At 64.4% G+C, this 9,849-nt stretch carries 12 protein-coding genes; 9 read left to right on the top strand and 3 right to left on the bottom strand.

Features of this window, described 5'->3' with window-relative positions:
* Positions 1 to 82: 82 nt before the first annotated feature.
* From AC5Y46_RS23460 to AC5Y46_RS23490, 7 genes are all read left to right on the top strand, one after another.
* The gene (locus AC5Y46_RS23460; protein WP_042910132.1) at positions 83 to 604 is read left to right on the top strand and encodes a helix-turn-helix domain-containing protein; all 522 of its coding nucleotides are present in this window, start codon (positions 83 to 85) and stop codon (positions 602 to 604) included.
* A gap of 149 nt (positions 605 to 753) precedes the next feature.
* A complete protein-coding gene (locus tag AC5Y46_RS23465; protein ID WP_051445796.1) occupies positions 754 to 1,338 on the top strand; it encodes a hypothetical protein in 585 nt (194 codons plus the stop codon).
* Positions 1,339 to 1,380: 42 nt separating this feature from the next.
* On the top strand, positions 1,381 to 2,478 hold the full coding sequence (locus AC5Y46_RS23470) for a DUF6036 family nucleotidyltransferase (protein ID WP_069432795.1): 1,098 nt from the start codon (positions 1,381 to 1,383) through the stop codon (positions 2,476 to 2,478).
* A 509-nt stretch (positions 2,479 to 2,987) separates the two neighbouring features.
* Positions 2,988 to 3,137 carry a hypothetical protein gene (locus AC5Y46_RS23475; protein ID WP_499993379.1) on the top strand — a complete coding sequence of 50 codons (150 nt, stop codon included), beginning with the start codon at positions 2,988 to 2,990 and terminating at the stop codon, positions 3,135 to 3,137.
* 216 nt (positions 3,138 to 3,353) lie between these two features.
* Positions 3,354 to 3,797, top strand: coding sequence for an Rv2240c family protein (locus tag AC5Y46_RS23480; protein WP_142283757.1), 444 nt, complete (start codon positions 3,354 to 3,356; stop codon positions 3,795 to 3,797).
* A gap of 9 nt (positions 3,798 to 3,806) precedes the next feature.
* Positions 3,807 to 6,137, top strand: coding sequence for an EspK C-terminal domain-containing protein (locus tag AC5Y46_RS23485; RefSeq protein ID WP_499993380.1), 2,331 nt, complete (start codon positions 3,807 to 3,809; stop codon positions 6,135 to 6,137).
* Between the two features lie 13 nt (positions 6,138 to 6,150).
* Complete coding sequence (locus tag AC5Y46_RS23490) at positions 6,151 to 6,519, top strand: XRE family transcriptional regulator (RefSeq protein WP_499993381.1); 369 nt, start codon at positions 6,151 to 6,153, stop codon at positions 6,517 to 6,519.
* 147 nt (positions 6,520 to 6,666) lie between these two features.
* Here AC5Y46_RS23490 and AC5Y46_RS23495 read toward each other — a convergent pair whose 3' ends face one another.
* The 3 genes from AC5Y46_RS23495 to vapB form a co-directional block, all read right to left on the bottom strand.
* On the bottom strand, positions 6,667 to 6,987 hold the full coding sequence (locus AC5Y46_RS23495; protein WP_473140150.1) for a hypothetical protein: 321 nt from the start codon (positions 6,985 to 6,987) through the stop codon (positions 6,667 to 6,669).
* A 156-nt stretch (positions 6,988 to 7,143) separates the two neighbouring features.
* A complete protein-coding gene (locus AC5Y46_RS23500; RefSeq protein ID WP_438269251.1) occupies positions 7,144 to 7,560 on the bottom strand; it encodes a PIN domain nuclease in 417 nt (138 codons plus the stop codon).
* On the bottom strand, positions 7,557 to 7,778 hold the full coding sequence (vapB, locus tag AC5Y46_RS23505; RefSeq protein WP_084954056.1) for a type II toxin-antitoxin system VapB family antitoxin: 222 nt from the start codon (positions 7,776 to 7,778) through the stop codon (positions 7,557 to 7,559). The genes AC5Y46_RS23500 and vapB overlap by 4 nt, the downstream gene beginning before the upstream one ends.
* A gap of 191 nt (positions 7,779 to 7,969) precedes the next feature.
* Here vapB and AC5Y46_RS23510 point away from each other — a divergent pair, with 191 nt between their 5' ends.
* A complete protein-coding gene (locus tag AC5Y46_RS23510; protein ID WP_499993383.1) occupies positions 7,970 to 9,124 on the top strand; it encodes a transglycosylase SLT domain-containing protein in 1,155 nt (384 codons plus the stop codon).
* 184 nt (positions 9,125 to 9,308) lie between these two features.
* The gene (locus AC5Y46_RS23515; protein ID WP_176234856.1) at positions 9,309 to 9,800 is read left to right on the top strand and encodes a DUF4226 domain-containing protein; all 492 of its coding nucleotides are present in this window, start codon (positions 9,309 to 9,311) and stop codon (positions 9,798 to 9,800) included.
* Positions 9,801 to 9,849: the final 49 nt, after the last annotated feature.

The following is a 9,849-nucleotide window of genomic DNA, read 5'->3' on the forward strand; positions in this document are numbered from 1 at the left end:
CGGGCAGCAGATTGCTCACCCCACGAGCCAAACGGCGGCGGGGATGCAGTTATTTACCGGGAAATCGGGCAAAATATCGCCCATGTCCTGGGCCACACTCGGTACCGCCGTGCGTGAGCGCCGCTACGAGCTGGGACTGAGCCAAGCCGACGTCACCGCCCGAGGCGGACCCTCTGTCGAAACTCTGCGAGCTGTCGAGAAAAACAGGGCCGGCCGGCTGACCGACAAATTGCGCCGAGCCCTCGAACGCGCGATCGAGTGGGAAACGGGCAGCATCGACGACATTCTCGACGGCAGCCCCCCACGCCCACGGCCACCCACTGCCACCGTGGCCGAGGCGCGCACGGCACCCCCGGCCAACGGGCCAGGGCCGGCACCTAATGCGGCCGAGCGTTTCGCCGTGGCCGAACACCTGATCAAGGTGCGGCGCACCTTCGCCACCCACCGCGACGACATGGGGGAGACCGCTCGCGCGGCAATCGAAGCGGAGTTCGCCAGCGCTGCGCGCGAGCTTGAAGACGCGATGGTGTGGATGCTGCCGTGGCTTGGCGATGAGGAGCGGGCCGCGGCGATCCGGATCCTGGGCGAACTGCGCAGCGGTTAAAGCGTGTCGGAGCAGCGCGATACGGTGCGGCCATGAGCAGCAATATCCCTGGTATGCCTCCTGGCGGAGGCACCCCGAATCTGCCGGCCACTCGACGGGCTGACGCACTCGTGCATGTTGAACGGCACCGTGCACGCGGGTGTGCCGGGGTGCGGCCACCGCAGCCGCGGCCGCAGTCCCTCTCCGAGCAGTGGTGGCACTACAGTCGCGGCTGCGCGGCCGCCCTACGCGCCGGGCGGCCCCTCACGCCGATCGACGTCTACGGCCCGGTCCTGGAACCGGGCGAGCACGCGCTATTGAGCACCGAGATCGGCTACAGCCGCTACTGCGACACTGACGCACGCTATTCGCCGTTTCCGCTGATCGTCGCCGGCCGCCCCGCGCTCATGTTCGGGGCCCTTGCGGCGCAAGGCGTGATCAACCACCGCCGGAAAGCCAACGCGGAGCGAAAAGCCGCGCACCAGTGGCGGTTTCACCAAACCAGCTCCGTCATTGTCACCACCGACCGGCTGATCTGCAGTACGGTCCCCCATGGGCAGATGAGTTTCTGGTTCGACTCGTGCACCGAATTCCACCCCGACCTACACCAGTGGACACTCACACTCGGCTTTGAAGAGGCAGCTCCGGTACGGCTGCATGGCCCTGCGGCTCCCGCCCTGAGCCTGTGGAGCGCCCACGGAATCTTCGGAGACAGTGGACTTTCCGACCCACGCTTGGCCGCGCTGGTCAGCTAACGAGCGATCCCATCGGAGTTAACTTCCGAGCAAATTGCGCGTATGTTGGTGGTTGTGGAGCTCTGGACGGCGGACCAAGCTGCCCGCCACTGGCAGGTGACGCCGTCGCGGGCCCGCAGCATCCTGTCCGACCGGGGAATCCGCCGAGTATCGGGATATCCCGTCGACGAAGTGCGTGGCGTGTCCCGCCGCCAGGGCGCCCGCACCGACCTGACACCCCCCGTCCAAGCCCACACCCTTTCCGAAACGGCCGAGGCGATCATTCGCGCCACCGACGAACGCACAAGGCTTCGGATTTTCTTCGAATTCAGTCGCGGCGCAGACGAATCCGGACCGGCCGCCCTCGCACTGACCAGCAGGGAGCCGCCCCTAACCGGGGACTCCCGCTATGACGCACTGCTGGCTGCGATTGCCGAACACCTCGCCAGCCGGTACGGGTCGCCAGGCCCGCTGTGGAGCTGCACGCTCGAACGCTTCCTCGTCGACGAGGGGCCCTGGTGGATTTCACCCCTGCCCTCCGCGCGGGCCCACGCCATGTTGTGGACGCCGGCCTCGTTTCGCCGGCGCGGAATATACCTAGACCGCCACGACCTCACCCATGACGGAGTTACCCCGATGCCCGAGCCGTTGTTTGACCACAGCGAGCTGCGCCGCGCGTTGAGCGCTTTAGCGGAAAAGCTCGAGCGCCGCCGGATCGTCGGCCAGGTCCATATCGTGGGCGGGGCCGCCATGATCCTGGCGTACGACCAAACCCGCACCGCCACACGCGATATCGACGGATTGTTTACTCCCGACGGTCCGATGATCGCCGCGATCCATGAAGTGGCGATCGAGCAGGGTTGGCCATCGACGTGGCTCAACAATCAGGCCGCGGGCTATGTCTCACGGAAGCCGGGTGAGGGCAGTCTGGTGTTCGACCACCCGCACCTGCAAGTCGCGGCGACCCCGCCTCGCCACCTGCTGGCGATGAAAGTCCTGGCTGCCCGGGCGGTCCGGGACACCGACGACATCCGCTTCCTGCTCGATTACCTGGGGATTACAGGACGAGCGGAAGTGTGGGCCATTGTTGAGCGCTATTTCCCAGACACAGCAATCCCGGCGCGCTCCAAACAGCTCATCGAAGACCTACTGGACGCGTAGGCAGCTACCGGTCTATGGGCTATCGGATCGTTCAAACTGCGGTGGGCTGGTTGCTGTACGCCGACGGAGAGCAGCTCGGCGTCTACGACACCGCTGGCGAGGTGTTCGCCACGGCGGCCTGAAAGCCGCGGTCACGACCCAGCCGGAACATGGCGACGACAGCTGGACGGAAGCTACGGGACAACACCAGGTCAGATTGACCACCGCGTCTTCGACAAGGGGCTCTTCGATCCACGCTTGGCTGGCGAGAGAAAGGTCTGACCGCCGATTCTTTCTCCGTGGGTACCGCCTGAAGTGCTCAATGCGTGAAATAGCGCGGTGGCCACCGGGCCGAATTAATGCTGGTTGGCCCATGTGTTGGGCGGTTCGGGGCCGTAGAATCGGGCGCTATGGCGCGAAATTTTCAAATGGATCCGGAAGCGACGCGGGCAGGTTTGTCGAACGCCGATGCCGCTGCAGCGTCGCAGCCAGGGTCAAGCGGCAGCGGCCTGCAGCCCGGCGGATACACGATGAGCCTGACAGGCGCGGTGAGCGGATCAGTAGCGGTGCGCCAGGCCGAGGCCGAAGTTCGGGTGGCCGCCAACATGACGAGCCGCGAGGTGTCGGTCGCTACGGTCCAGGCCGCCGAAGCGGCGAACTCGGGCGCACTGAGCACGTAGGGAGGTTTGGTTGAGATGACGGCTACTTCGTCACCGTGGTCACGGGAGGCTTCGCCTTCGGTGACACTGCCTGCTCCGCCATCGCCACCACCGCCGGTGCCCGGACCTGGCCCTGGCGCGCCGCGGCCCCCTCATCACGTTGCGCGGCAGCAGAACACTCGCCGATGGGCATGGGCTGCCCTGGCGCTGCTGGTAGTAGTAACCGTGTCTGGCGGCGTGAGCGCCGCAATCACCTACGCCGCGCTGAGCGGCGAGCAATCTACATTGAGTTCACCGACGCCTTCGGCGCCGGCACCAAGCTCGCCCACGACGACACCGCGGTTTACCGCCGCCGAGACGGCGGCCGCCAAAGATCACCTCTGCCACGTCTTCGATGTCTCTGTGCGGGGTCAGGAAGGCCAAGGAGGCCTTCGCGTGGAAGGCAAGCTAAACGTGCCCATTGCGCTTCGCGCCGTCAACAGCGCGTCAGTAGTCGAAAACGCACTCATACCAGCAGTCCCCGCAGAGATCACAGTCGCCGCCCGAGCCTATGTCAGTGCCACGCTGCAGGCGACCACAGCCGCGATGGGCAATACTCCGACGCCGGAATTGAATCGCCTGAATGATATTTCCAACGACGCTATCAACACATTGCTGGATTCATGCGGTCTTCCGAGGTGAATTGATTTAATGGCAACGGTTTCTGGTGTTGAGGTCCAGGACTGGTGGGCGGAGCGGAACAATAAGCAGGTAGAGAAGCTGCTTAGGACTCATCTCCAGTCGGCGTCGAACCCGTTGTCGCATCCGGGTGTTCCGTCGGTTCCGCATGTGGCTGGTGATCATCCACCACCGCAGGGCGCGTTTGTGACGCTGTTGTTCGGGCCGTTGGTGTGGCCGCTGGATTCAGAAACGCAGGTAGCCGCGCTTGGCGAGCAGTGGCGCGAGAACGGCCGGATAACCGAAGAGGCGGCGACAGAGGCCCACCGGGCGATGCAGGAAGTGTTCAGCACCTATTGGACGGCCGGTGAGGGTGCCGACCGCGCGTATGACGCCTATAGCCGCGAGGTGTCAGACAAGTTCGAAATTGCTGAAATGTGGAGCTTCGGTGGTTTTCTAGTCGGGCGGTCCGCAGGCGATGTAAGAGACACCAAGCGAGTGATGCTCCGCGAAAACAATGAAGCCCACCAAGAAATCCAGGCGTTTCTCAAAAGTATGAGCGGTCAGTCGATCGCGCAGATAGCGGTAATCCTTGCACCACATCGGGCCGGTATTGAAGAGGCTGGGGCACAGCTACGGGCACACGTCGCCAAAGACACCCTCCTTTTTACCAACCGATTTCCACTCAGCCCAGAGGGCGGTGGCCACGGTCCAAAAGTTAAACAGACAGGAAATGGCTCAAATCAAGATCCATCAACAGACGATCCCGTTTCTCCGAGTCCACCGACTCCTAACCCGACTGGTCAAGCCGGACGCGGTGGCGCTACACGTGATGGATCAGGAGGCAACAACCCACACCTGCCAAGTGGACCACATTTGAGTCCATCAACAGGACCAGGTGAACCGGCACTGCGCCCGACTCCAAATCCGTTGTCGTCGTTGGGTGGGGGTGGTTTGCCTTCGTTGCCGAGCATGCCGGGTGGCGGGGGTGGTGTGCCCGGGTTTCCGATGTCGATGTTGCAGGGCTTCGGCAAATTCCCTGGGGCCACGGGCTTTCCGTCGACGGCCGGTCTGTCGTCACCGGTGAGTCCTCCGCCTGCGTTGTCTTCGTTGGGTGCGGATTTCGGGCGTGGTCTGGCGGCTGGGGCTTCGGCGGCGGGAGCTATGCCGGCGGCTGCGCCTCCTTCGGCTCCGTTGACACCTTTGATGGCGGCTCCGGTGGAAAGTACTGCCGCAGCGGCGGCACCTGCCGCGGCTGCTGTTGCGGCGCCTATCTCTTCGGCGCCTTCGGGCGCGGGGGTGCCCGCGATGGGAGCCGGGGCCGGGTTAGCGCCTTATGGGTCGGTGTTGCCGCCGACGATGTCGAGTCCGGCGCCGGCCAGTGTGGGCGCGGGGTCGCCGGCGGGTTTGGCGGCTACGGCTGAGGGCGCGGTGTCGACTGCTGGTGGTAGTTCTGCTGGTTTGATGCCGGTGGGGGGTCGGCGCCGCGTTTCGCAGGTTGTTCGGGACAGCGCGGAGACGGATCTTGGGCGGGCGCGGATGGCGGTGGCGGATCTTGCTGGTGCGGCGTCAGTGATCGATCCGGGTTTGGATTGGGCGGTGGCGGTGTCCCGGGATCGGACGGGCGGGATTTCGTTGTGGGTGGCCACGAACGACGGCGCTACCTATATCCCGCCGGGTGTTTTTCTGCATAAGACGATGCCGATTGCGGCGGTCTTCAATGAGGATTTCGATGCGCGCTGGTTCGGCTGGGTGAATCCGGCGGACAAGGTGGTGCGGGCGGCGCGGTCGTTGGGTGAGGAGGTGTCGGCGGTGGCGACGTCGTGGGCGTTGCCGTCGGAATACCTGACCGGGGACCCGGTGCCTGAGATGGCCGTGGGTGTGGCGCCTTCGGGGGTGGATAGTCTGGCGTCGCAGCTGTCGCGTGATCGTTCGCATCGGCTGAAAACGGTGGACCCAGCTTTGTATGCCGCTGTGAAGGATGCCGATCCGTCGGTGATGCGGAGGTATTGCCGAGAGTTGGTGCGGCGGCTGGTTTTCGGTGATGACGCCGAGGGTGTGTCGGCGGTGGTGCAGGCAGTGGGTCGGGCGTTGGTGGCGGGGAACTGGCCGGCGAGGGAGGAGTGGGCGGCGCTGCGAGCGGAATACGACAAGGCGCATCTGCTGGCCGGCACGCAACGCCCCGGGCTTGATGGCTTCGAAAATGCGGCGCAAATCGTCAGCTATGTAAAGTATTTCGTGGAGGCCCGCCGGATGGAAGCGTTGTTGTGTTGGGAACAGCATGGCGGCGACCTGGCGAATGTGGTGTACGCGGCGTGGGTGTGCGGTATACGGCTGACATTCAAAGACTTCGTGCTTCAGTAGATTTGGGGAATCCATGGAGCTGGCAGGGCGCCTGAATAAGCTTTTCGATGTCATGCATCCAGTTGGTGGACCCGAAGTTTCCAACGCTACCGTTGCGGCCGCGGTTGCGGGTGTTTCAGTAACACCGGAGGACCTCGGGCGCCTTCGGGATGGCAGCGAAAAGAGCCCTGGCACCGTCGTGTTATGTGCGATCGCTGAGTTCTTCGGTGTTTCCGCGTCGTATCTGACCGACGTTGATCTTGATCCGTCTATTGATGCTCAACTTAATCTGCTGCGTGCCCTTCGAGATCAACGTGTGCAGGGTATGAGGGCTTGTCGCGGTGATGGTCCCCTGAGTCCGGGGATGTTGAATAGCTTGGCGGACACGCTTAATTCGCTTTGAGACCGTGCGCGTGCTCGTCGGTACCGGTGCTCGTTCAGCACCAGACGGATCGGCGCACGCGTTCTGCCGCGTGAACGTCAAAAGGAAGGCTGCGGGACCGTATCTGGTCGGCTAGGCGACGCCTTCGGCCTGCGTCGCTATCACGCTTCAACGTTCAAGGGAGGGCGATCCGCAGAGCTTCGCTGATGTCTTTCTGCGGCGGGCCGCGGTTATTGATACGACGCCGTCGTGTGATTTGGCTTGGTCAATCCCAAGTAGCTGATCGGCGATCTTGGCGATAACGTCGTCGGTGACGTAGAACTTGGCGGCCTGGCGGCCGATGCGCATCAGCTCCGCTGTTGTGTCGAGGTGGTCGGAAATAAGCTGTCGCGCGATGTCTTCGGGCAGCGTCATCTCGTACTCGCCTAGCCGGGCTAGCAGGAGCGACGTGCGTTCGTTCATCCAGGGGGATCGCCGCGCTTTGGCCATGTGGCAAGGTTAGCCGGTACTTCTCTCTCGACCACATCTATATCGACCGGAATGCTGCGTGACCGTACGCGGCCGGCCGGCCCGGCCGGGCGTCGTCTCAGGCTGTGTGTTGCACTGCGGCACTGCGGATCTCTGCTCGATACGTCGCTCTAGCTTTTATTGGTTGATGAGGTTTAGGCGGGCGGTGGGTTGGCCGGTGATTTTGCTGATGGTGTTGAAGTCTTTATCGACGTGCAGGACGATGAGGCCGCAGAGTTCTGCGGTTGCTGCGACGATGAGGTCCGGGATGGAGACGCCTCGGTGCTGGCTGCGATCGGCTAGGAGGATTTGTACCTCGAGTGCACGATCCTCGATTGCGGGTGTGAGGTATTCGAGTGGCATTGCAGCCAGGGGTGATTGCCGGAACTGCCGTCGTGCGTCCTCCCCGGAGAGTGCCGAGTACCCGATCTCGAGGCGTGTGAGGTTGCTGATGTGGATAAGGCCGCGTTCGATGCGGTTGGCCCAGGTGTCGGGTTCCGTGGCGATCCCGAGTCGGGCAAAAGCGGATTTGTCAATCAGCCAGCGCTGGTTCAACTCCAGGCCTCGCGCATGAGGTTCTTGTCTAATAGACCTGCGGTGGCTTGCGTGCTGCGCAGCAGGTCGTCGCGGGTTACGGTGATCCGCGATGTTCGCGCGTCTTGGGCGAGTCGGCGCCGGATGTATTCGGCGCGGGAGAGTCCCAGCTCAGCCGCCCGCGCGTCGAGACGGGCCAGGACGTCGTCAGGTACATCACGGATGAGTAGATCGCTCATGTTCCGATGATATCAATCGATATCATTGCTAGGGCATGTATTTGGGCCTCCTTTTCAGAGCATCAACAGGCAAGTTGACCCGCTGCTGGGCAGGAACTGACGACAACCTCGACCGTTCCGAGATGGTCCCGCCGGCTTTTTGGTGGTCGTGCGTTGTGGTCGGGGGGTTTTGGGCGGGTTAGTTTTGGTGGGTGAGTGTTGGGGAGTTCGTGGCCGGGGTGGATCGGCTGCTGACTCGTGGGCATGGTTTGTTCCCGGCTGGTGGTGGCGGTGGCGGTGGTGTGTTTGCTGCCGGTGGTGGTGACGGGGGCGTCTCGGTACCTGAGGTTCCTGGTGGCCGGAGCCGGTTGGCCGGTGGGGTGGTCACCGCGGGTGGGCAGTATTCGCGGGGCCGGGCGGCGGTGGTGGGCCTTGATGTGGAGTCGGGGCAGGCGAGCGGTGAGGGCACGGCGGCCGGGGCAACGGGGCGGGCTGGTGCGGGGGCGATTCGGGATCAGGCGCGGGTAGCCGGGGCGGCGGCGGGGCCGTTGGCGTCGTCACCGGCGGGGGTGCGGTTGGTGGTGGCGACGATGGAGGAGCATTTGGCGGCGATGCAGCGCCAGGTGCAGGCCACCACGGAGCAGAACCGGGTGTTGGCGTTGCGGTTGCGGCAGTTGGCGATGGGCTATCGCGGAATGGGCGGCGGCGGGATGGGCGGGTTGTCCTCGGTGCTGTCGGGGATGGGTTCGATCCCGTCGCTGGGTGGTGGCGGGGGCGGGTTGAGTGGTTTGAGTGGCCTGGCCGGGTTACCGACCTCGTTGATGGGCCGCGGCTTCGGCGGGATGGCGGGGTCGGGGCGTGCTGGCGCCGGGGCGTCGGGCCGCTTGGCTGCCGGTGCAGCTGGGGTGGCTCAGGCGGCGATTCCGTTGTCTGAGGTCTCTTTTGAGGGTAAAGGGGTCTGGGCGGGCGGCCGAGAGGCTGTGCATCGCTATCTGGAAGAGGCGTTGGATCGGATGGGTATTTCGGATCCGCGGGCCCGGGCGCATTGGGTGGCGGGTATGACGACGATCGCCGAACATGAGTCCGGGTTTCGTACTGACGCAATCAATTTGATTGATACGAATGCGCATGGTGCGCGCCAAACCGATGGCGGGCCACAGAATTCCAGCCGCGGAGTGTGGCAGCTGGTGCCGGGCACGTTCGCGCACTATCACCAGCCGGGGACGTCGAATCATATTTGGGATCCGGTGGCTAATGCGTGCGCGTCGATCAACTATCAAATGGCTCGCTATGGGGTGGCCGCGGACGGGCACAATCAGCGGGCGTTGGTCGGCCAATCCAACCCGGGCGTCCACCATGGGTATTGAGCCCAGACGCGAGTTGTCGTAGCGTTGAGGTTCGCGGGCTCGGGAAGTGGCTGTTTCTGAAGTGCCGGTGTACGGGGTTTTGGCCGGCCGCGCGAGATAACAGAGTCGCCCCCGGAGTGTCCTCCCGGGTCCGCCCGCGATCTCACCCGTAGTTCTTGGCCGGTTCCGGCGCTAATGTGTGGGTGTGGCTGACCCGAGTCTGCGGCAATTTGCCGACGATGTGATCGATCGGCTGCTGGCGCGCGGTGAGGCACTGTTCCCCGAAGTCGATCAGGCCATCGAATTCAACTTCGGCGCGACACCTGGGGGGGCCCGAACGCCGCCGGCCGGCGGCGTGGCACTGGCAGACAGGCTTGAGGAAGCCCACGGGCAGTGGGCGCGGCAGCACGGGGCGTTGCAGCATTTGGATGAGCAAGGCACCCAGATCGTCGCCGCGGCGGTCGCGGCGGCTGCTGAGGGACGTGCAGCGGTGCAGCGGCTACGTGAGCAGGCCCGCGCCCAGGTGGACGCGATGATGCCGGTAGCTGAGTCGCCGGCGGGAACGCAGCTTGTGGTGTCGACGCTGGATCAGATCGTGGGCCAGGTGCAGCAGCACGTCGCGGCGAGCAGGCGCGCCTATACGGATGCGGCCGCGCAGCTGCGCGAGCTGGCCGCCGGATACCGGGACAGCATCTAACTGGCCCGCTAAACCGCCGAAATTGGTGGTCGTGCGTTGTGGTCGGGGG

The organism is Mycobacterium sp. NGS59 (genome assembly GCF_059812345.1).